General features: G+C 76.6%; 14 protein-coding genes. 7 read left to right on the forward strand and 7 right to left on the reverse strand.

Annotated features, from left to right (window positions below; genetic code table 11):
- Positions 1-59: 59 nt before the first annotated feature.
- From fabF to HDA31_RS31550, 3 genes are read left to right on the forward strand one after another with little or no spacing between them, the layout of a single operon-like run.
- Positions 60-1,346: a beta-ketoacyl-ACP synthase II gene (gene fabF / locus HDA31_RS31540; RefSeq protein WP_246384198.1), complete on the forward strand. Its 1,287-nt coding sequence runs from the start codon at positions 60-62 to the stop codon at positions 1,344-1,346.
- Positions 1,343-2,428, forward strand: a complete 1,086-nt coding sequence (locus tag HDA31_RS31545; protein ID WP_178066737.1) for a branched-chain amino acid aminotransferase — start codon at positions 1,343-1,345, stop codon at positions 2,426-2,428. The genes fabF and HDA31_RS31545 overlap by 4 nt, the downstream gene beginning before the upstream one ends.
- The gene (locus HDA31_RS31550) at positions 2,428-4,041 is read left to right on the forward strand and encodes a beta-ketoacyl [acyl carrier protein] synthase domain-containing protein (RefSeq protein WP_246384197.1); all 1,614 of its coding nucleotides are present in this window, start codon (positions 2,428-2,430) and stop codon (positions 4,039-4,041) included. The genes HDA31_RS31545 and HDA31_RS31550 overlap by 1 nt, the downstream gene beginning before the upstream one ends.
- Before the next feature lie 85 nt (positions 4,042-4,126).
- On the opposite strand, the gene HDA31_RS31555 is transcribed toward HDA31_RS31550, so the two are convergent.
- A complete protein-coding gene (locus HDA31_RS31555) occupies positions 4,127-4,582 on the reverse strand; it encodes a PaaI family thioesterase (protein WP_178066736.1) in 456 nt (151 codons plus the stop codon).
- A 621-nt stretch (positions 4,583-5,203) separates the two neighbouring features.
- Between HDA31_RS31555 and HDA31_RS31560 the strand changes: the two genes are divergently transcribed.
- The 3 genes from HDA31_RS31560 (at position 5,204) to HDA31_RS31570 (ending at position 15,186) form a co-directional block, all read left to right on the forward strand.
- The gene (locus HDA31_RS31560) at positions 5,204-11,566 is read left to right on the forward strand and encodes a hypothetical protein (RefSeq protein WP_178066735.1); all 6,363 of its coding nucleotides are present in this window, start codon (positions 5,204-5,206) and stop codon (positions 11,564-11,566) included.
- The gene (locus tag HDA31_RS31565; protein WP_178066734.1) at positions 11,563-13,773 is read left to right on the forward strand and encodes an MBL fold metallo-hydrolase; all 2,211 of its coding nucleotides are present in this window, start codon (positions 11,563-11,565) and stop codon (positions 13,771-13,773) included. The genes HDA31_RS31560 and HDA31_RS31565 overlap by 4 nt, the downstream gene beginning before the upstream one ends.
- Before the next feature lie 99 nt (positions 13,774-13,872).
- Positions 13,873-15,186 (forward strand): XRE family transcriptional regulator, encoded by a 1,314-nt coding sequence (locus tag HDA31_RS31570; protein WP_178066733.1) that lies wholly within the window; start codon positions 13,873-13,875, stop codon positions 15,184-15,186.
- On the opposite strand, the gene HDA31_RS31575 is transcribed toward HDA31_RS31570, so the two are convergent.
- Positions 15,179-15,901 (reverse strand): helix-turn-helix transcriptional regulator, encoded by a 723-nt coding sequence (locus HDA31_RS31575; RefSeq protein ID WP_178066732.1) that lies wholly within the window; start codon positions 15,899-15,901, stop codon positions 15,179-15,181. The two genes, HDA31_RS31570 and HDA31_RS31575, sit on opposite strands and share 8 nt — an antisense overlap.
- Before the next feature lie 74 nt (positions 15,902-15,975).
- Entirely contained in the window at positions 15,976-16,500 is a 525-nt protein-coding gene (locus HDA31_RS31580) for a helix-turn-helix transcriptional regulator (RefSeq protein WP_178066731.1), read from the reverse strand.
- A 271-nt stretch (positions 16,501-16,771) separates the two neighbouring features.
- On the opposite strand from HDA31_RS31580, the gene HDA31_RS31585 reads away from it, so the two are divergent.
- On the forward strand, positions 16,772-17,563 hold the full coding sequence (locus HDA31_RS31585; protein ID WP_178066730.1) for an AfsR/SARP family transcriptional regulator: 792 nt from the start codon (positions 16,772-16,774) through the stop codon (positions 17,561-17,563).
- On the opposite strand, the gene HDA31_RS31590 is transcribed toward HDA31_RS31585, so the two are convergent.
- The 4 genes from HDA31_RS31590 to HDA31_RS31605 are packed head-to-tail and all read right to left on the reverse strand — an operon-like array spanning position 17,550 to position 21,730.
- The gene (locus tag HDA31_RS31590; RefSeq protein ID WP_178066729.1) at positions 17,550-18,740 is read right to left on the reverse strand and encodes a zinc ribbon domain-containing protein; all 1,191 of its coding nucleotides are present in this window, start codon (positions 18,738-18,740) and stop codon (positions 17,550-17,552) included. The two genes, HDA31_RS31585 and HDA31_RS31590, sit on opposite strands and share 14 nt — an antisense overlap.
- Entirely contained in the window at positions 18,737-19,306 is a 570-nt protein-coding gene (locus tag HDA31_RS31595) for a phage tail protein (RefSeq protein WP_178066728.1), read from the reverse strand. The genes HDA31_RS31590 and HDA31_RS31595 overlap by 4 nt, the downstream gene beginning before the upstream one ends.
- Positions 19,307-19,322: 16 nt before the next feature.
- Entirely contained in the window at positions 19,323-21,284 is a 1,962-nt protein-coding gene (locus HDA31_RS31600) for a putative baseplate assembly protein (RefSeq protein ID WP_178066727.1), read from the reverse strand.
- Positions 21,284-21,730: a gp25 family contractile injection system sheath assembly initiator gene (locus HDA31_RS31605; RefSeq protein ID WP_178066726.1), complete on the reverse strand. Its 447-nt coding sequence runs from the start codon at positions 21,728-21,730 to the stop codon at positions 21,284-21,286. Before HDA31_RS31605 ends, HDA31_RS31600 begins: the two co-directional genes overlap by 1 nt.
- Positions 21,731-21,737: the final 7 nt, after the last annotated feature.

Genomic DNA, 21,737 nt, shown 5'->3' on the forward strand with positions numbered 1-21,737 from the left:
CGCCGTGCGGACAACTGCCGCGCGGACACGGCGATTGATAGTCTGCGGTGGGTCGTTCGATGCCTGAGAAGTGGGGCCGTGGCGGGATGGTAGGGGGCGACGTCGTCATCACCGGCATCGGCGCCGTCACGCCGCTCGGCCTCGACCGGGAGAGCACCTGGCACGGCCTGCTGGCCGGCAAGTCCGGCGTCGGCGCGATCACCGCGTTCGACGCCGCCGACCTGCCCACCCGCATCGCCGCCGAGGTGCGGGGCTTCGACCCGGCGGCGCACTTCACCCCGAAGCGGGCCCGCCGGATGGCGCGGTTCAGCCAGTTCGCGGTCGTCGCCGCGCGGGAGGCGGTCGCCGACGCGCGGCTGGCCGTCGACCCCGAGCACGCCGACCGGGTGGGCGTGGTGGTCAACGCGGCCGTCGCCGGTTTCGACACCGTCGAGGCGGCCACCCGGGGGCTCCTCGCGCCCGTGCCGTCCGCGCCCAGCGCCCAGTTCGTGCCGTCCTCCCTGACCAACATGCCGGCCTGCGAGATCGCCATCGACCTGGGCGCGCACGGGCCCGTCAACGCCAGCGCCCTGGCCTGCGCCAGCGGCGCGTACGCGCTGCTCGACGCCCGCCGCCTGATCCTCAGCGGCGAGGCGGACGTGGTCGTCTGCGGCGGCACCGACGCGGCGATCACCCCGGCCATGTTCGCCGGCCTGGTGAGCATGGGCGCGATGTCCGAGCGCAACGCCGACCCGGCCGGCGCCAGCCGGCCGTTCGCCGCCGACCGCGACGGCTTCGTCTTCGGCGAGGGCGCGGTGGTGCTGGTCCTGGAGTCGGCCGAGCACGCCCGCCGCCGGGGGGCCACCCCCTACGCCACCCTCGCCGGTGGCGCGTTGACCAGCGACGCGTTCCACGTGAGCGCCCCCGCCCCGGGCGGCGTGCACGCCGCCGCCGCGATCCGGCAGGCCGTGGCCCGCTCCGGGCTGCGCCCCGACGACGTCGACTACATCTGCGCCCACGGCACCTCGACGAAGGCCAACGACCGCACGGAGACCGTGGCGATCCGCGCCGCGTTCGGCGATGCCGCCGACCGGGTGGCGGTCAGCGCGCCCAAGTCGATGCTCGGCCACCTGATCGGCGCGGCCGGGGCGCTCGGCGCGATGGTGTGCGCCATGGCGATCCGCGAGCAGGTCGTGCCGCCCACGATCAACCTGCACGAGCCGGACCCGGAGTGCGACCTGGACTACGTGCCGCACCAGGCCAGGGAGATGCCCGTGCGGGCCGCGCTCACCAACGCCTTCGGCTTCGGCGGGCAGAACTGCGTCGCCGTCTTCACCGCGCCACCGTCCCGAGGAGAGCCCAGATGACCGCCGAGTTCCGGTTGCGGCGAACCGACCACCCGACTTCCCCGCAGGCGCGGGAGGAGATCCTCGCCGACCCCGGGTTCGGCCGGCACTTCACCGACCACATGGTCACCGTGACGTGGACGCCCGACGCGGGCTGGCACGACCACCAGGTCACCGCGCTGGCCCCGTTCACCCTGCACCCCGGCGCGGCCGTCCTGCACTACGCGCAGGAGATCCTCGAAGGGCTCAAGGCGTTCCGCCGCGCCGACGGCAGCATCTGGCTGTTCCGGCCCGGCCTCAACGCGCGCCGGTTCGCCGCGTCCGCCGACCGGATGGTCCTGCCCGAGCTGGACGAGGAGACCTTCGTCGAGAGCGTCGCCGCGCTGGTCCGCGCCGACGAGGCGTGGGTGCCGCCGTACGGCGGGGAGCAGAGCCTCTACCTGCGCCCGTTCATGTTCGCCGCGGAGGCGTTCCTCGGGGTGCGGCCGGCGCAGCAGGTCACCTACTGCGTGATCGCCTGCCCGGCCGGGTCGTACTTCCCCAACGGGGTCACCGGCGTGACGCTGTGGATCTCCACGAAGTACAGCCGGGCGTCGATCGGCGGCACCGGCGCGGCCAAGTGCGGCGGCAACTACGCCGCGAGCCTCGCCCCGCAGCGCGAGGCGCTGGGGCACGGCTGCGAGCAGGTGCTCTACCTGGGCGGCGAGCAGCGCCGCGACATCGACGAGTCGGGCACCATGAACGTCTTCTTCGTGACCCGCGACCAGCAGCTCGTCACCCCGAGCCTCGGCACGATCCTCGACGGGGTGACCCGCGACAGCGTGCTGACGCTGGCCGCCGAGCACGGCCTCGACCCGGTGGAGCGGTCGATCGGCATGGACGAGATCCGCGACGGGCTCGCCGACGGCACGGTCACGGAGGCGTTCGCGGCCGGCACCGCCGCCGTGATCACCCCGATCATCGGGTTCAAGAGCGAGGAGTTCGCCGCCGAGGTCGGCGACGGCACCCCCGGCAAGTACACCCGCCAGTTCCGCACCCACCTGCTCGACATCCAGTACGGCCGGGCCGAGGACACCCACGGCTGGATGCACCGGGTCCTGTAGTGGGCACACCGATCGCGGTGGTCGGGATGGCCGTCCGCGCGCCGGGCGGCATCGCCGACCTCGACGCGTACTGGTCGGCCATCCTGCACGCCCGCGACCTCACCGGCGACCTGCCGGCCGACCGGCGCGACGCGTTCGGCGCGGCGTGGGACGGCATGGTCACCCGGGGCGGTTACCTCGACGCGGCGTTCGACTTCGACCCGAAGTTCTTCGGCATCGCGCCGAAGGAGGCCCGGGTGCTCGACCCGCAGCACCGGCTGCTGCTGGAGGTCGCCTGGGAGGCGTTCGAGCACGCGGCGATCCCCGTCGCCGCCGTCGCCGCGTCCACCGGCGTGTTCGTCGGCATCACCGGCCGGGACTACTGGCAGTGGCTCTCCGGCGACCCCAACTCCTACTGGACCATCGGCAACGGCCACGCCTTCGCCGCCGGCCGGGTCGCGTACACCCTGGGGTTGGGGGGTCCGGTGTTCGCGCTGGACACGGCGTGCTCGTCGTCGCTGGTGTCCGTGCACACCGCGTGCCGGGCGCTGGCCGCCGACGACTGCGACATGGCCCTCGCGGGCGGCGTCAACCTGGTCCTCGCCCCAGGCACCACCCGGGCGGTGGCGCAGACCGGCGCGCTGTCGCCGCAGGGCCGCTCCCGCCCGTTCGACGCCGACGCGAACGGGTTCGTCCGGGGCGAGGGCTGTGGCCTGCTGCTGCTCAAGCGGCTCGCCGACGCCCGCCGGGACCGCGACCGTGTCCTCGCTGTGATCGGCGGCACCGGCATCAACCACGACGGGCGCACGGCGACGTTCACGACGCCGAACGTGTCCGCGCAGGCGGGGCTCATCGACACCGTCCTCGCGGCGGCCGGCGTGTCCGCGCGGGACGTCGGCTACCACGAGGCGCACGGCACGGGCACCCCGCTGGGCGACCCCGCCGAGCTGGAGGCGGTCGTGGCCGCGCTCGGCCGCCGCGACGGCCGCCCGCTGTACGTGGGCTCGGTCAAGGGCAACCTCGGGCACACCGAGTCGGCCGCCGGGGTGCTCGGGCTGGTGAAGGCCGTGCTGTGCCTGCACCACCGCACGATCGCCCCGCAGGCCAACTACCGGGCGCTCAACCCGCGCGTCGACCTGTCGGGCACCGGCATCGAGATCCCGGGGTCGCCGGTGCCGTGGGACGACCGGCTGGGCCCCTGCGCGTCGACGAGCTCGTACGGGATGAGCGGCACCAACGCCTTCGCGGTGCTGTCCCCGGCACCGCCGCCCGAGCCGGGCGCCGCCGTGCCCGCCCCGCGCGGCTTCCCCGTGTCGGCCGCCACCCCGGGCGCGCTCGCCGAGCTCGCCGGCCGGTACGCGGCGCACCTGGCCGCCCTGCCCGGGGCGGACTACCCGGCGTTCGCCTCGACCGCCACCGGCGGCCGTACCCGGCTCAAGCACGCGGTGTGGGTCGAGGCGGCGGACCCGGGCGGCGCGGCGACGGCGCTGGCGGCCCTGGCCGCGGGCGAGACCCACCCGGCCGTGCGGGCGCTCGGCGCGGACGAGCCGGTGCCGGTCCCGCCCGGCCGGGCGGTCGTCTCGCTGCCCGGCTACCCGTGGCAGCGCGGCACCTACCTCTCCGCCCCGGCCTGACCGCCCCGGCCGGCACCTCCGCCCGGCTCGGGCCCGGTCGGCTTCGCTCCGGCCCGGCCGGCCACCTGCCGCCGCCGGTGGGCGGCTACGCCCCGGCCCGGGCGGCGAGCGTGGCCGCCCGGGCGGCCCGCGACGGCAGCGCGAAGTGCAGCGTGGCCAGGGCGACCAGCCGGCCACGGTGGTCCGTGGCCCGCGCGTCCACGACCGCCGAGCGGCTGGCGAGGCTGACCACCTCCGCGGCGACCCGCAGCACGCCGGGCTCGGCCGGCTCCAGGAAGCTGATGCTGCTGTTGGCCAGCGCCATCGCGGGCGTCGGCCCGACCAGCACGTTCACCGCGACGAAGCCGGCCAGGTCGATCGCCCAGAACATCGCCGGCCCGGACAGCGCCCCGTCGATGCGGCGTTCGAGCCCGTCGGGCCCGGCGGCGCAGACCACCCGGCCGCCGTCGACCGCCTCCACCCGGAGCCGGTCGGCGCCGGCCAGGATCTCGGCGAGCCACGCCCGCGCCTCGTCGATCGCCATCACCGGTTGCCAGGCCATGGCCACACTATAAGTCGTGGTCGATTTTTCCGGGCCCACTGTTCGCTGGCCCCGTCGCGCTCCGGGGCCGATTCCCGGAGGACCCCGCGCGCCGGCCGGTGGGTGGCATGCCGCCGACCCGGATCCGGGCCACGGATCCGTCGCTGATTCGGCTGGGGCGACCCGATGCTGTTGTGGTCGGGGCAATCGCCGAATGGGCGGCAATGGCCCGAATGGCGGCAGCGGTCGCGGGAAAGGCCGTTGCGTCAGCCCGGACCTGCTCCGGTGCGCCGGTCGAAACCCGGATGTGAGCTGGGATTTCCGGGCGATCGGCAATCACATCACAGTCGGTCCCTCCGGGGCAGCCAATGCGGCGTCGAATTGGCACCGTGACGGGAATCCGACAGCAGGCGTGCGCGGTTCGGGTGACCAAAGGGCTGCGGACGCCGCGCCGATCGTCCGATCTTTCCCCAGGCAAGGAATTGCGTTCGGTGGATAGTGGAGTGCCGTGGGACACGGCGATTAGGATCTGCCACACCAAGCCGCCCGCAAGCCCGTACGGCGAGCAGTCCACTGGACGAGACCGGCAACCCTCGTGCGGCGCTCGTCGTCGTAGCGGCGTCCACACCCCAGGAGGCCCAGATGGGTAGTCAGCGTCGGCGTCGTGCCGTCCGGGCCCGGACCAGGCAGCTCAATCCGGGCACGGTCTCCCCGGTGGTCCTCCCGTGGCCGACCAGCACCGACGTCGCCGCGGTGTGCGATCTCGACGCCGTCGCCGCCGCGGCCCTCGCCGAGGCGACAGCCGACGACATGTTCTCCGTGCTGCGGAGCATGCCGCCACGCCATCGGCAGTATGTCCTCAGTGCACTCGGCCCGCGCTCGGCGGTGACCGTCGACCGGGGAACGGCCGCGCAACTGCTCGCCCGACTCCGCGCCGACCCCGGCGGCGCGTCCGGCATGCTGCTCTACGACATCGCCATCCCCGTGCGGGATCTGCTCGACCACGTCGTCGCACCGGTGCCGTGGACGTCCATGTTCGGTCGGGACACCGTGGCGGCGCTCGATGCGTACGCCGATCATCCCGAGATCGCCGCCAGGGTGGCGGACATCGCACAACAGTACGCGCCGGCCCTGCTGCGGGCTGCGCTCGCCTCCGGCATCGCCGCAGGCGGGCCCGGGGCTGCGCTCGCGCTGGCCCTGCTGGCGGGGGAGGACGCCACCGCCGCGACCGCACACGCCGCGCTGGCGGTGAGGTTTCCCGCGCTGCCGCCGATCTCGGCCGGTCCGCTGACCGAGGTGGGACCGGTCGCCCGGTTCGTCTCGCTCGGCGAGCTGCCGCAGGACGCGCCGGTCACGGAGGAGAGGCTCAAGCTACTGCTGGAGCGGATCGCCGACCTGCCGTCAGCGGAGGACGACACGGAGGACGAGGTGGTCGCGACGCTCCCCGACGACGGTTTCCGCAGCCCGGACGGATACGGGTCGGCGTGGCCCGAGGCGACCGACTGGCCGCTGGTGGGTCCGGGGCCGCTCGACGACGAGACGGTGGCAGTCGGGACGGAGCAGGTGCTCGACAGTTGGGACGGCATGGTCGCCACCGCAGACGACGTCGCCGAGCGGCTCCGTGGGGGCGAGGTGCCACCGGCCCGGGCGATCCAGCTGCTCTCCCTGCACGCGACTGCGGCCACCGTAGCGGCCGGCTACCTGAGCCGCCACCTCGGCACGGACGTGCCCGCCACCCGTACCGCGCTCTCCGCCGGTCTGGACCGGCTCACCACCCGGCCCGACCCCGATGCCGACTGGCTGGGGCGGCTCGTCGAGCTGGCCGGGCCGGTCGAGCTGGCCGGATGCCTGGCCGAGGTGCGCGTCGCCGCGCTCGCTGCGCTCGCCGATCCCGATCTCCCGCGCGACCCGCTCGTGGCGTTGCGCGACCTGATCGAGGTTGCCGGTGCGGCTCGGCGTGGTGCGTCGGTCGACTTCACCGCGCTCGCCGCCGCCCAACACCTCGCGAACACGGCATGGCCGCACGCGGCGGCGCTGGTGGCCGCCGCGGCGCACGGTGCGCTCGCCCTGCCGGAGGAGGCGCCGGCGGAACCGGCCGAACCGTCGTCCGATTCCCTGACCTTCCCCAGCGTGACGGCAGGGCTGGGGGCCGAGGGCCGGCGCGACCACCACCCGGACCGGGCCGCCGCCGATTCCGGGGCCGCCGCCGAGAGCGCCGCCGCCGCCGAGAGCGCCGCCCCCGAGGCCGGTGCCGCCGCCGGAGCAGCCGACGTCGGGCCCGAGCCCTCCGTCGGTACCGGATCCGCACCGGTGGCCCTCGGCCCGCCCGAGGGCGACGCGGACGGCGGACCGGCCGACCCCGGCCCACGGCGCGTCGCCGTGACCGGCCAGGGACAGGCGGCACCGCAGGACGGCGACGGGTCGGCCACCGACCTGGACGATCTCGACCGGCTCCTGTCGGCAGGCGCCGCCGCCACGCTCGCCGCCGTGAGCGGCACCCGCCGCCGGCTCGCCCCGGCCCAGCGCACCGCGCCCGTCGCGCCGGCAGCCGACGACGTGACCGCCGGCCGGGCCGGCGAAGGGGGGACGGCCGACCGGGCCCACGCTGCCCTCACCGCGCTGCTCTCCGCGCGGCGATTCGGCCTCGCCGCCGACCTGATGGCAGTCGTCGGGGCGTCCCCGGCCTCCGTCGCGGCCCGCCGTCTCGCCGCCTACGCCTCGGCGGTGCGCACCCCCACCGGCCCGATCGCCGCCGCCATCGCGCAGCTGGCGACCGAGGTGAGCCGCGACGGCCTCGGCGACGACCGCGAGGGGCAGCTGCTCGCGCTGGCCGCCGCCGCGCGGATCGCGCTGCTGGCCCCGTCGGCCGGCCCGGCGGCGCTGCTGCTCGACCTCGCCCCGTGCGTGAGCGACCAGCCGGCGCTGTCGGAGGCGACCGCCGCGTTCGCCGACGCCAGTCGCGCCGGGATCGTCGTCCTGCCGGAGGCGGCCGACGTCGTCGGCACCCTGGCCGCCGCCGAGACCGCCGCCGCCGATGCCGCCCGCGCCGCCGCCCGCCTGCTCGACTCCAGCGGCCGTCGGCCGATCAAGTACATCCCGGCCAACGGCGTCTACCAGGCCTGGCTCGCCGGCTCCGGCCCGCTCGGCAAGCTGCTCGCCCTCGTCGCCGCGAACGACGTCTCCGCCGTGCCCATGGTGCGTGACGAGGTAGTCGGGTTGCGGGGGCGGGCCAGCAAGGCGATCGACACGACCTTCGCCGCCCAGCGGCACAACCGCTCCAACCAGATCAGGGCCGGTGCCCGCAGCTCGCTGGTGGCCCGCTGGGACGAGGTGATCGAGCTGGCCGACCGCTGGGCCAGGCACGCCGAGCAGATGACGGAGAACGCCGCGGCCATGCACGCCGGGGCCTGGCAGGCCGGGCCGCTGGCGAAGCTCCGGCACCGGCTCGCCGCCGTCCGCGACGCCGTGCCGGCCGAACTCGCGGCACAGGCCGCCGGGGACCGGGCCGACGCGGCGGCCGTCGAGGCGGCGAGCCAGCTCTTCGCCGACGCGTTCGCGGTCTGCGACGGTGTCGCCCCGGCCGGGGAGGAGGCGCCGCCCGAGTTCGCCGCACACGCCGAGCTGCTCGCCGCGCCGCTGCCGCTGAACGCCGACTCGCTGCTGCCGAACGACGGGTTGACCCCGCAACACGTCGGCGTGCTGCTGGACCTCGCCGCCGCCGATCCCGTGCCGGCGGACGAGGCGTACGCGTTCCGCGCCGAACGCGGCGACCACGACCTGACGGCGGTGCTCATCGCCGGGGTCCGCGCCGTCGACCCGGCTGTCGCCGCAGGGCTCGACCGGCAGCGGACCGCCGACGTCCTGGCCACCCACGGGGAGGTCGACGACGAGATCACCGCACTCCGCAACCGGATCGACACCCGCCGGCTGGCCGGCGCGCTCGACGACCACCCGTGGGCCGCCCTCGCGGCACGCACCGAACGGCTGCACGACCTGACCCGTCGCGACTTCGGCCGGATCCGGGAACTCGCCGCCGAGATCAGCGCGGATCTCGACGTCTGGCAGCAGCGCAAGATCGACGAGACGATCGACCGGATCGCCGAACGCGCGCAGGACAGCGCCGTGGTCGCGGACGCCGCCGAACTCCTCACCGAGCTGGCCCGCCGGGGCGAGATCGCCAGCGCCGAGGAGTACCTCGAGCAGGCCCTCACCGGCGGCGCGCTGCCCGACTTCGCCGACGACACCGATCACCTGCGGCAGTTCTTCCCCGCCGTCCCCCGGATCGCGACCACGCATCCGCGCCTGCTGGAGGAGCTGCACGCGGCGCTCTCCGGCGAACCGGCCGGGGCCGCCGTCGACGCGCTCGTCGGCACCGGCGTCGCCGTGGCGCACCTGTCCGCGGCCCGGCGGGAGGCGGGCCGGCACGCAATCGGGGCGTGGTCGGCCCTCGCCGCCAGCGTCCGGGGCAAGAAGGTGGACGTGGCGACGGCGCTGCGCGCGGTCCTCGCCCAGGCCGGCCTCGAGTTCACGGATCTCCAACTCCAGCAGGCCGAGCGCGGCCAGCCGGGCCGACGCTGGTTGAGCATCAGCGGGGTACGCGGCACCGGGCAGGCCGTCACCCCGACGCTGGGCTCCGACATGAGCACCGACGGGGCGACCCTGCGCGTCCTGCTGGTCTACAACGCGCCGACGCCCGCGACTGTGATCGAGTGGCTGAGCGGCGAACCGAACCACCAGACCGTCCTGGCGTTGTGGCTCGTCGGCCCGCTGTCACCCGACGACCGCCGGGCCATCACGAACGCCGCCCGGGGCCGGCCCCGGCCGCCGCTGCTCCTGCTCGACGTGGCCGCGCTGGTCTACCTCGCCTGCCAGTCCGAGCCGAGGCGCAGCACGTTCGCCCTGACCTCGCTTCCGTTCACCGCCGCTAGCCCGTACCGGGACACGCCCGGTGACACGCCGCCAGAGATGTTCTACGGCCGTACGGAGGAACTCGCGGCGGTCATCGACCTCAACGGTCCGTCCTTCGTCTCGGGCGGTCGCCAGCTCGGCAAGTCGGCGCTGCTGCGCGCCGCCGAGCGCCGGTTCCGCGGCGACGGCCCGCAGCACGAGGCAGTCCTCACCTCGGTGTTCACGGTCGGTGGCGACGGAGACCCCGAGCGGTTGTGGTATGCGTTGTGGCCCCTGCTGAAGGGCCGGGAGATCGTCGACGGGCCGCCACCCGCCGCCGACATCGCCGCGGTCGTGCACGGTGCGATCCTGCGCTGGCTCGACGCCGACCGGACGCGGGCGTTGCTCGTCCTCCTCGACGAGGCGGACGCCTTCCTCGACGCCGACGCGGCCGGCAACCGGTTCACGCACGTCGACTGGTGCCGCCGGATCATGCTCGACTCGGGCCGCCGCGCCAAGATGGTCTTCGCCGGGCTGCACCGGACCGCCCGCTTCGAGACGCTGCCGAACCAACCGCTGTCCCACCTCGGCCGGCCGATCACCGTCGGGCCGCTGCGACCGCAGCACGCCTGCGACCTGCTGGCCCGCCCCCTGGCGGCGCTGGGGTTCACCTTCGCGGACCCCAAGGCGCTGCCGGCCCGGATCCTGGCGATGGCCAACAACATGCCGGCACTGCTGCAACTGTTCGGTGCCGCCCTCGTCGCGCACCTGACCGCTCAGCCGCTGCCCACCGACGGCCCGCCGCAGCAGATCACCCAGGCCGACGTCGACGCGGTGTTCAACGACGCGGAGCTTCGCGAGGCGTTCCGTGACAAGTACGTGCTCACCCTCAACCTCGACCACCGGTATCTGGTGATCGCTTACAGCGTCGCGGAGGCGGCCCACGAGCGGGGAATCGACGCGAGCCTGTCCATGGTCGAGCTGTCCGAGGCGTGTCGCATGTGGTGGCCCGCCGGGTTCGGCAGCTGCGGCGCGGACGTGTTCCGGGGACTGGTCACGGAGTGCGTCGACCTCGGGGTGCTCGCCATCGACGGTGGCCGGTACCGCCTTCGGACGCCCACCGTGCTGCGCCTGCTCGGCACCGAGGAGGAGGTGCTGGAGACCCTGTACACGGCACCGGAGCGGCTCACGGTCCCGTCCGCGTCCGACGGCGGGGCCTACCGCCGCCGGCTGGGGAAGGCGACCCGGTCGCCGCTGACCGAGCGGCAGTTCGGCCAGCTGTTCTCCGCGCGGCGCGCGGTCGTGCCGATCACCGGATCGGCCGTGCTCGGCATCGACGCCGTCCTCGCGGCGATCGAGACCGCCGAGAAGGAGGGCGCCGCCCGGATCCGGACGCTGCGGCACTGCGGCAGCGCCACCCCGGAGGGGGTACGGGCAGCCGTCGGGCGGGCGGCGGGTGACGGAACGCTGATCGTGGTGGACGGACGCAGGTTGTCCGCCCCGGCGCTGGACGGGATCCTCACCGCAGCGGCGGAGGCCGTGCGGCTGGCCAGGCCCGACGTCACCGTCGCCGTGTGCGCCGGGGTCGCCGGGGCTGCGGCGTGGATCGCCCGGGCGCAGCGCATCGAGCTCGCCCGGGTCGACAGCGCCGGGATGCGCCTCCTGTGCGACGAGGACAATCTGCCGTTCCGCGACGACGAGGCGCGGAGCCGGCTGCTCGTCGCCACCGGCGGATGGCCCACCGTCGTGGCGCGCGTGGCCGCCTCGCCCCCGACCGCGAGCAGCGGCCGCATCCTTGCCGACGTCGAGCAGTGGCTGGCCGGCCCCGGCCGGGCCGAGCTGGTCGCCGACGCCGGCGTCGGCCCGACACAGCCCGCCCTGGCGGCGGCGTTCGCCAGCGCGGCGACGTTGACCGCCTCGACGGGGGAGGATCCGCGCGACCTCGCCGAACTGCTCGCACTCGACGACGATCGCCTGACGGGGCTGGCCGCCGAGGCGGGCTACGGGTCGCTGCACGAGGTCGTCGACACCCTCGTCGCCCTTGGCTGCCTCGTGGTGACGGAGGACGGGAGGCTGCGTCCCGAGCCGGTGCTCGCCGCCGCGGTGCGCGAGGAATGACCGACCGGGCCACGGCGGTGGCCGCCGCGCTGCCGGAGCCCGTGCGGGCGGTGCTGCTGGCCGCCGCGCAGGTCGTCTCGCGGCGTGCCGCCGAACAGATCGTGCCGGAGCGGGTCGTCGCGGAACCGGCTGGCGTGACGGAGCTGCTCCGCCTGGTCGAGTGCTCCGCCGGGCTGCGGGCGGCGGTGCGTGCCAGCCTGCCCGTCGGGCCCGTCGACGGCCTCGCCGCGCAGCTCACCGCCGCCGATCCGGGGACCGCGGCGCGCGGCGCGCTCGCCGTCCGGCGGCTGCTCGACGACGCCCGCCGTGGCGTACGGCGGGAGGCCCGCCAGGCGGCCCGCGCGGAGCGGCCCGACCTCGACCAGCGGAAGGGGGACCGGGAGGCGCGGCGGCTGGCCGAGGCCCGCGCCGCCCGTGACCGCGCCCGGGCCGCCGCTGCCCACGCGGAGGCGGAGGCCGCCGCACTCCGGGCCCGCCTCGCCGACCTCACCGAGGACGTGGCGACGTTGACCGGCCGGGCCGAGGCCGCCGAAGCCCGGCTGGTCGTGGCCCGGCGGGCCACCAACGATCCGACGCTCCTGGCCGCCGCGCTGGCCGCCGCGCTCGCCCCCGCCCCGGTGGCTGGCCGCGCCGTCGACCAGCGGGGCGTCGGGCCGGGCGAACCGCAGCGGGTGGACCCCGCGCGCGGGGTGACGTCGGTCATGAGGGACCCCGACCGCTGGGCGGCCGCCGCGCGCACGGCCGGCCTCCCCGCCGACCAGGTGCGAACCGTCGACGCGTGGCTGCCGGTCCTGCTGGGGGCCTACGCGGCCCCGCCCCGGCCGGTCAGCCGGACCGTCGACCTGGGGTTGCGGGTCGACGTGCTCGGCGGCGGGCAGGAGATCGGGGCATCGTGCGTGCTCGTCACTGCCGGAGGCGTCCGGCTCCTCGTCGACGCCGGCAGCCGGCCGGGTGGCACCGACGCCGGGAGCCTGGCTCCGCCGAGGATCGCCGAGGCGCTCGCCGACCGGATCGACGCGGTCGTGGTCACCCACGCGCACAACGACCACGCCGGGTGGGTGCCCGCGCTGCTGCGGCAGCAGCCCCACGTGCCCGTCCTCGCCACCGAGGCGACCGCGGCCCTGCTCGCGACCATGTGGCACGACACCGCCAAGGTGCTCACCCGGCGTGGGGCCGCCGGCGTCGAGGGGGCATCCGTCACCGCGCCGGCCTACACCCACGACGACGTACGGCACGCGCTGTCGCGGCTGACCACGACGGCGTACGGGCAACGGCGTCGGGTGGGCGTCCTCGACGTGGAGCTGTTCCCCGCCGGTCACATCGTCGGCGCCGCCGGTGTGGTCGTCCACGCGGGCGACCGCCGCGTCGTGGTCTCCGGCGACGTGTCGCGTTCCGGGCAGCTCACGGTCGGCGGGGTGGTCGTGCCGGAGTCGGCCCGCGGCGCCGACCTGCTGCTGCTGGAGTCGACGTACGCCGGTGCCGGGCGGCTGACGCCCCGGGACGCGGCGATCGCGCGGTTCGTCGCCGACGTGGCGGCGGTCACCTCCGGCGGTGGCCGGGTGCTGATCCCCGCCTTCGCCCTCGGACGGGCGCAGGAGGCCGCGCTCGTGCTGGCCGAGCACCTGCCGGACGTCGACGTGGTGATCGACGGGCTGGCCCGGGACGTCGCGACGGTGTACGAGCAGTTCCCCGGGCCGGAGGGCGCCCCGTTGCGGATCTTCGGGGCGCGGGTGCGCGCGGTGCCGCCCGGCGGGACCCGGGCCGAGCTGGCGCGGCTGCGTACCGGCGTGGTGATCGCGACCTCCGGGATGCTGACCGCGGGTCCCGCCCTGACCTGGGCGCGGGAGCTGTTGCCCGACGCCTCGGCGGGGCTGATGGTCGTCGGCTACCAGGACGAGGACTCGCCCGGCGGCCGGCTGCTCGCGCTCGCCGACGCCGGTGGCGGGCGGTTCGAGCTGCCGGGATCCGGCGACGACCAGCCGGCCACGGTGGAGGTCGCGGCGCACATCGGCCGCTACGGGCTGGGCGCGCACGCCTCGGCGGACGAGTTGGTCACCATCGCCGCCGACATCGGGGCGGCGGAGGTGATGCTGGTGCACGGGGAACCGCGCGGACAGGCGGCGTTCGCCGCCCGGCTCCGGCTGCGCGGTCAGGCCACGGTACGGGCCGGGGCGTGGCGCCCGCCCGAGTCCGTGGCGTCCTGCTGACCCCGTCGGCGAGGCCGGGGTTGGGCAGCGGCCCGCGGTTTCTGTAACTATCCGTGGGGTGACGTTCACGGATGAGGTCGGCGTCCCGGGGGCGCCGGGATGACCGGTCGGCTGGGGGCCCTGCTGCGGCGGCACCGCGCGGCCGCCGGCCTGACCCAGGAGGAACTGGCCGACCTCGCGGGCGTCGCCGTGCGGACGGTGCGCAACCTGGAGCTCGGCCGCGTCGCCCGGCCGCAGCGTCGCACCGTGCAGGAACTGGCCGACCGACTCCGCCTCTCCGAGCCGGACCGTTCCCGGCTGCTCACCGCCGCCCGTGGGGGCGGGTGGGACGACGGGGCGGGCTCCCTCCCCGGTGACCTGGCCGACTTCGCCGGCCGGGCCGGGGAACTGCGCCGGCTGGCCGGCGCGGCCGAGGCGGCCGGGCGGGCCGGGGTCAGCCGGGTCGTGGTCGTCAGCGGCGTGCCCGGGGTCGGCAAGTCCAGCCTGGTGGTGCACGCCGCCCACGAGCAGGCGCACCGCTTCCCGGGTGGGCCCCTGTTCGTGGACCTGCGGGGCATGGACGACGAGCCGACGACCCTGGCGCAGGCCCTCGACCAGTTGCTGACCGCCCTCGGGGTGACCGCCGCACCGCCCTCCACGGATGCCGGGCTGACCCTCTGGCGCACGCTCGCGGCCGACCGGCGCGGCCTGCTGGTGCTGGACGACGCGCGGGACGAGGCGCAGGTACGGCCCCTGCTGCCGGGCGGACCGGGCTGGCTGGTGCTGGTGTCCAGCCGCAACGCGCTGGCCGGGCTGGTCGGGGCGGACCGGATGCCGCTGGGCGTGCTGTCCGACGCCGAGACGCGCGCCCTGCTCGCCGCGTCGGTGGGCGGCGGGCGGATCGCCGTCGACAGCCAGGCGGCGGCGGAACTGGGCCGGCTCTGCGGCGGGCTGCCGCTCGCCCTCCGGGCGGCCGTGAACCGGCTCGCGGTCCGGCCCGAGTGGAGCGCGCAGTGCTTCGTGGAGCGGCTCCGCGACGAGCGCCGCCGGCTCGACCTGCTGCGGGCCGGCGACATCCAGGTACGCGGCGCGTTCGAACGGTCGTACCGGCTGCTCGACCCGGCCGTCCGGCGCACGTTCCGGCTGCTGGGCGCGGCCCCGCTGGCGCAGTACACCGCGCCGGTGGCCGCGGCGCTGTCCGGCGAGCCGGTGCCGGTCGCCGAGGACCGGCTCGACAGGCTGGTCGACGCGGGGATGCTCGGCGTCGGCACCGCCCCCGGCCGCTACGTCCTGCACCCGCTGCTGGCGCTCTTCGCCGCCGAGCGGCTCGCCGGTGACGAGGCCATCGGGGAGCGGGAGGCGGCCCGGTGCCGGCTGGCGGCCCACCTGCGCAGCCGGGGCGCGCTGGCCGAGGGGGCCGACCCCCTCAAGTGACCGGGTCGGCGCTGCCCGGTCGACGCCGCACCAGGCCGAGGGTGATCGCCTCGCGGGTCAGTTCGGCCTTGTTGCCGACGTCCAGCTTGGACCTGATCCGGGTGAGGTAGGTGTTCACCGTCGCCTCGGAGATGCCGAGCCGGCGGGCGGCCTGCGCGTGCGTCAGCCCCTGGGCGATCAGCGTCAGCGTCGCGGCCTCGCGGGGAGCGAGCGCGGGCCGGCCGGGCGGCCGGAGACGTGCCCGGTCGCGACCGAGGCCCGGCCCCGGCGCGCAGGTGGGCCCCCCGCCGGCCGGGCCCCGAGCGCCGCCGGCCGCCGGCCGCGCCGGGTCCGGGCCGGCCGCGCAGGCCCGGAGCCGGGCGGACAGCGTCGGGCACAGGTAGAACCCGCCGGCCGCCGCCACGTCGAGGGCGATCCCCAGCTGGGTACGCTCGGTCGCGGTGCTCACCACCGACCGCGCGCCGGCCCGGATCGCGTCCAGTGTCGCGCCCTTCGCGGACTCCGGCACCATCACCAGCGTGGGGTGCCGGGCGCAGGACCAGCGGAGCACCTGCTCCGGCGGGTCGACCAGGACGACGACCGTCCCCGTCCCGGCCGCCACCTCGCTCACCGCGTCGACGGTGCGCAGGCTCCGCACCCGGTCGTTGCCGTCGATGAGCTGGCGCACCCCGCGCCGGGCCAGCGGCTCGGCCACCACCACACACACGTCGAACATCGCCCACCTCTCGGTGAGCAGTCAACTACGCTGCGGGTGGCGGGGCGAGGCAAGACGACCGGCAAGAACGCCCGTCACGCCGACAGGTAGCCGAGTTCCACCGCCCGCCGGGTCAGCTCCGCCTTGTTGGCGGCCCCGAGCTTGCGGCGCAGCCGCTTGGCGTACGTGTTGACGGTCTGCTCCGTGACGCCGAGGCGGTGGGCGACCTGCCGGTGGGTGAGGCCCTGCGCGATGCACCGCAGCGTCTCCACCTCCCGGGGGCCCAGCGACACCTCCGGCGCGCCTGGGGCCGCCCACCCGCCGCCGTCGGTCCGGCCGCCGACCAGCGTCGCCACGCTCCGCGACAGGTACGACCCGCCGGTGAGCACCGCCGAGCGGGCCAGCTCCAGCTCGTCGACGCCGTCGCCGTCGCGCAGGACGGCCCGGGCCCCGGCGGCGAGCAACGCCAGCGGGTCGACCGTCGTGGCGCGGGGCAGCACGAGCAGCACCAGCCCGTCGGCGGTGAGCGCGGCCAGTTCCGGCCAGCGTTCGCCGCTCAGGCGGTCCCACCGGACGACGACCGGCGCGGGGCCGGCGTCGGGCGGATCGACGGTCGGCATCAGGTTGCTCCCGGGAAGGAGGGACGCCCGGACCCCGGCGGGTACCGAGCGCTACCGATGGTAGATGCCGGAGAAGTCCCCAAAATGACGGCTGTCCATGTCCCCCGCGCGCCGCGCACACTGTCCCCCGCGGCGTCGACGTCGCCACCTCCCATCATCGGCCGTCCCGCCCGCGCCGTCCCGGCGTCGTCGCCTGCGCGGCCCGGTGCCGGCGTCCGGCGCGGACCGGCGCGCGGTCGGCGTCGCCGTGGCGACAAGGGAGACGGATCACATGACTTCGAGGGAGCGCCCGATCGATCCGGCGGCACATCCGGGCCTGTGGCTGCGGTGCTTCGGCGGGTTCCGGCTGGAGCTGGACGGCGTCCCGGTCGGCTGGTCGGGCGTCCGGCCCCGGGTCCGGACGCTGATGCGCTACCTGGCGGCCGAGGCCGGCCGGCCCGTGCACCGGGAGCGGATCATGGCAGCGCTCTGGCCGGAGCTGCCGGAGCGGGCCGCCGTCAACAACCTGCACGTGAGCGTGTCGACCCTGCGCACCTTCCTGGAGCCCGGGGTGGCCCGGGGCGCGTCCCGGTTCGTCGTGCGGGACGGGGCCTCCTACCTGCTGGACCCCGGGCCGGGCGGCGGCAGCGACGTGCTGGCCTTCGAGGCGGCGCTGGCCATCGCCCGGCGCGCCGGGCCGACCGGCGACGCCACGGCGGTCACCGGGGCGCTGCGCGGCGCACTCGACCACTACACGGGTGACCTGCTGCCGGAGGACGGGACCGCCGAATGGGTGGTCGCGGACCGGGAGCGGTACCGCGCGCGGGCGACGGAGGCGGCGGCGCTGCTCGCGCGGGTGGAACTGGACCAGGGGCGGGCGCGGGCGGCGGCGCTGGCCGCCCGGCGGGCACTGGAGCTGGACGGCTACCACGACGACGGCTGGCGGCTGCTCGTGGCCGCACAGCGCCGGGCCGGCGACGTGGCCGCGTCCCGGCGCAGCCAGCAGACGTACGAGCGGGTGCTCCGGTCGCTGGGCGTGCCCCGCCCGGCGGGCGTGCGGCCCGTGCACGTCACGGCCGCCTGAACACCTCCACCTCGGCCAGCGCCACCTCCCGTCCCCGCTGCGCACCGTAGCTGGCGTCGATGGTCAACCGGAGCCGGGTCACCCCGCCGACGACGTGGTGGAAGGTCTGCGGCCCCGGCCGGTCGCTCAGGCGCAGCTGCCGGGTGCTGCTCGGGCCGTCCCCGGTCCACAGGGTCAGCGTCAGCTCGGCCGGCCGCGCCTGCCGCACGAAGACGTCCTGCTGCGGCGACGCCCCGGTGTGCACGATCAGGTCCATCAGCCGGATCGGCGGGTCGAAGGTCAGCTCCACGTACTGCCCGGTGGCGGGCCGGTCGGCGGCGGGCGCCCAGTACCGGTTGTTGAGGCCGTCCACCAGGGACCGGGCGGGATGCCCGCGCGCCTCGCTGGAGGCCACCACGGCGCTGGGCAGGACGGCCTCGGGCGTCGCCGTGCGGTCGCGGACCGCGTCGACGGCCCGGGGGCCGAACCGGACCGCCGCCCAGGCCGCCGCGGCGAGCAGAGCCAGGACGAGGAGCACCGCGAGCAGCCGGCGCAGCCCGCCCCGGCCGGGCCGCCGCCGGGGCCAGCGCAGGCGACGCCACCACGGCACGGCCGCCGCCGGGCCCGCCGGCGCGGCCAGCGGCCCGCCGCAGCGGCGGCAGAACGACCGGCCGGCCGGGTTGCCGGTGCCGCAGGCCGGGCAGACCACGTCGTCGGGCGCGCCGGCGGCGTCCCCGGCGAAGTCGCGGACCACCGGCGCGGGGGCCACGGGCAGCCCGGGCCGCACCGCACGGGGCTGGTCGGCGGCGGGCGGCGGCTCGGCGGGGGCCGCCGCGGGCACCGGATCGGACCGGTCGGGCCCGTCGTCGTCGACGGGAGGCACCGGCACGACGAGCGCGGCGGCCCGCCGCGCGGCGGTGTCCTCGGCGGCGGTGCCGGGCGCGGCGGCGGTGTCCGCGCCGGGCCCGGCGGTGTCCCCGGCCACGCTCTCCCCGGCCCCGGCCCCGGCGTCCCCGGCCCCGGTGTCCCGGGCGGCGTCGGTCGCGGTGTCCCGCGCCGCAGGCGCCCCGACGGCGGTGGCCGTGGCCGCCGGGGCGGGCGGCGGCACGGGGTCGTTCCAGGCGAGGAACGCGCCGCAGTTGCCGCAGAAACCGTCGCCGGGCGTCACCTCGGCGCCGCAGTTGTCGCAGGTCCTCATCGCGCCCCGCCCGTCGCCGCGCCGCCGTCGGGCGGCAGCACCTCCACCGTGTACGGCACGTGCGCCGGCCGGTTCGCCTCGATGACCGCCCGCAGCCGCGCTGCGAGGGCCGGGCCCGGCTCGGCGACGCGGATCCGCACCGTCAGGGCCGGCTCGGGGGAGCCGGGCAGCTCGCCGCCGGGGGTGGCCGACCAGGTGGTGCCGCCGCTCTCGACGATCTCCGCGGCGAGTCCCGTGGCGAGTCGCACCTCCTCGGCGAGCGCGGCGGCCGTGCCGCGTACGCGGTGCCGGGCGACCGCACCGGCGACCACCCGCCGACGGCCGTCGCCGGCCCCGTCGGGCGGGCCACCGGCGGCGACCCAGCCGCCCAGCCAGTCCACGAAGTCGGGCGGGGCCAGCGCCGGGTCGAAGTACGCCCACAGGCTGTCCAGGGTGACGTGCACCGGCGCGATCACCTGGTCGTACGCGCCGGTCAGGCGCTGGGCCAGGTCGTCGGCGGCGTAGACGGCGGGCAGCCGCCGGCCCAGCGGATCGGGCGTGGCCAGCCCCTCGACGGCGGCGCGCATGCGAGCCCCCTCCTGCTCAGGCACCCGACCGGTGCTCGTCGACGCGGACCTGGTGCTGGTGGGAGAAGACGAGGGCGTGCCGGTCCAGCTCGATCCGGGTCACCTGCTCGCCCCGGCGGCCCGTCAGCGGGTCGGCGGGGAACATGCGTACCTCCTCGACGACCTCGACCCCCGGCAGCCGTTGCAGGACCCCGAAGACCTCGCCGGAGTGCACCTGCCGCCCGAACGGCCAGCCGGTCCCCTCCGGCCCGCCGCGCACCGGGTCGAGATAGCGGTAGAGGGTGGCCGTCGCTTCGGCCCGGAGCTGGGCGACGGCGGTGTCGGGGCGGGGGACGAGCCGGGCGACGACCGTGACGCCCTGGTAGAAGGGCGGCTCCACGACCAGCCGCGCCCCGATCGGGCGGCGGGCGTCCAGGTGCTCGGCGATGGTGGCGAGCATCCCGTCCGGGGGGACGAGGTCCTCGAAGTGGAGGCGGCCCTCCTCGTCGGCGACGGCCTCCGGCACCACCAGCAGGCGTACGCCGCCGGCCGCGCTGCCGTCACCGGCGGGCAGGCACCGGACCCGGGCGGCGGCCGGGCACGCCTGCCTTGCCAGCAGCTCGTAGTCGCGGGCGGTGACCGCCCGGTCCTGGGCCCGCAGCTGCACCGGCCCGCGCAGCCGGGCCTCCGCGACGGTCTCCCCGTCGACGCCGCCGGTGGCGGGGGCCCGGTTCTCCACCCGCGACACGTACGGCATCGAGCTGCGCAGCACGGCCAGGGCGCCCCGGGCGACGTTGCCGCTGTGCCCGCCCCCGGTGCGGTAGCGCCGCACCCGGATCCGGGAACCGGCCGTCGGCACGGCACCGTAGCGGCGCAGGGTGCCGTCGGGCTGCCGGACCGCCGGACCGAACAGGATCTCCCCGGCGGTGCGGTCGACGACGACGTGCCGGTCGCCCGGCCCGGATCCGCCGAAGGTCTCCACCTCCGTCCACTCCAGCCACCCGGTGCCGTCGCTGCTCTCCACCACCAGCGGGTGGTCGTCGGGGACGATGGGCGGCCGGGCCACCGTCAGCCGCTGGCCGGGCACCCCCTCCGCCTCGCCGACCTGCTCGCCGAGGACCGTCTCGGCGTGCACGGCGCCGACCGTGCCGCCGATCGTGGCCGCCTCCACCGAACGCACCGTCGGCGACGCGGCGTAGAACGGCTGGCCGGGACGGGCCGCCACCAGCCGGCACCGCAGCCAGCCGGCCCGCTGCCCGGCCACCACGGAGGTGACGTGGGCGGCGGGCACGTGCAGCACCACCTCGCCGGGCCGGTTCAGCCCGCCGGTGTCGTCGTGGTCGACGACGCACGGCGACCAGCCCTCACCCGTCCACGCCTCCCACACCAGCGGCGGCTGGCGTGGGTCGACGCCCACGCCCTCCACCCGGCTGTCCATCCGCAGCAGCACCGCGCAGGACGGCACGGCGGCGGAGAGGCCGACGAGCATGGCGTCGCCCACCGACGGGACGGCGGGGAAGCAGGACACGTCCCGGCCGTCGAGCAGTTCCTCCGTCCGGTCCGCCGGCGGGCCCTCGGCGGGGTGGCTGCGCAGCCGGGCCAGCTCGCAGGGCACCACCGCCAGGTCCGCCGCGGTGGTGAACACGACGGCCTCGTCGGTCTGGGTGCGTTCGGTGCCGACCTCCGTGCCGGCGCGCAGCACCACCGGCTGCGTCTGCGGGCCCGACAGCCAGAACGTGACGTCACCCCGGGCGGCGGTGGGCGGGAACGGCCGCACCCCGATCAGGTCGAGGAACGCCAGGTAGTTCTTCTCCGGCACCCGGTTGAGCCGGTAGAGCAACTGGTCGACCATGTGGGCGAACGTCTCGACGAGGGTCACCCCGGGGTCGGAGACGTTGTGGTCGCTCCACTCCGGGCAGCGCTGCTGGATGAAGCGTTTCGCCTCGTCGACGAGCTGCTGGAAGCGGCGGTCGTCCAGGTTGGGCGCGGGCAGCGGCATCAGGCGGCGCTTTCCTCGTGGTTGCTTCCCCCGGGCGAGCGGGCGCTCTCCTCGTGGGAGGGGATGACATAGAACGGGAAGACCAGGTTGCGCGGGTCGTTGGTGCCCCGGATCGAGTAGCGGACGTCGATGTAGAGCAGGCCGGCGTCCTCGGCGTCGAAGTTGATCACCACGTCGGTGACGTCGATGCGCGGCTCCCACCGGTCCAGCGCCCGGCGCACCTCGAAGGCGATCCGCCCGGCGGTGTTCTCGTCGGCCGGGGCGAAGACGTAGTCGTGCACCCCGCAGCCGAACTCCGGCCGCATCGGCCGCTCGCCCGGCGCGGTGCCGAGGATGAGCCCGATCGCCTCGACGATCTCCCGTTCCCGGTCCACCAGGGCGATCCCGCCGGTGGCGTCGGTGCGCAGCGGGAACGCCCAGCCCGCCCCGATGAACTGCTCGGCCACCGCCGCC

It is taken from the genome of Micromonospora carbonacea (assembly GCF_014205165.1).
GTDB lineage: Bacteria > Actinomycetota > Actinomycetes > Mycobacteriales > Micromonosporaceae > Micromonospora > Micromonospora carbonacea.